The 519-nt window shown below is 69.6% G+C and carries 1 protein-coding gene; it reads left to right on the top strand.

Annotation, left to right across the window (positions count from 1 at the left end; all coding sequences use genetic code 11):
• Positions 1–48: 48 nt before the first annotated feature.
• A partial coding sequence (locus ABEA10_RS49750; protein ID WP_425551071.1) for an ABC transporter permease occupies positions 49–519 on the top strand: 471 nt, incomplete at its 3' end.

The raw sequence follows: 519 nt of genomic DNA, 5'->3' as shown, positions 1-519 counted from the left end.
TGTTGTCCTTGCGTGTCACCCGCGCGCTGCGAAGGAGGAACGCCCGCCATGGCGCCTGACGTATCCGCCAAGACCGCCCCGGCTCTCCGAACGCGCCTCATCCGCTGGGACGTCATCGTCACCGCCCTGCTGATCGTGGTGTTCATCGGTGGCGCCCTCGGCACGCCCGACTTCGCCACGAGCGACAACCTGTCGTTCGCGCTCGACGACCTGTCGGAGATCGCGCTCATCGCGCTGCCGATGACGCTGCTGGTCGTGGCGGCGGAGGTGGACCTGTCCGTCGCATCGGTGCTGGGCATGTCCAGTGCGGTGTTCGGCGCGCTGTGGGACGCCGGCTGGGCGATCGAGACCATCGTCCCGCTGCTGATCGTCGTCGGCGCGGTCGCCGGGCTGATCAACGGGCTGCTGGTCACCCGCCTCGGACTGCCGTCGCTGGCCGTCACCATCGGCACGCTCACGCTCTACCGGGGGCTCGCCTACGTCGTACTGGGCACCAAGGCGGTGGCGGAGTTCCCGCAG

The sequence above is a fragment of the Actinoallomurus oryzae genome, from assembly GCF_039541955.1.
GTDB classification, from domain to species: domain Bacteria; phylum Actinomycetota; class Actinomycetes; order Streptosporangiales; family Streptosporangiaceae; genus Actinoallomurus; species Actinoallomurus oryzae.
This window is presented reverse-complemented; position numbering and strand designations above follow the sequence as displayed.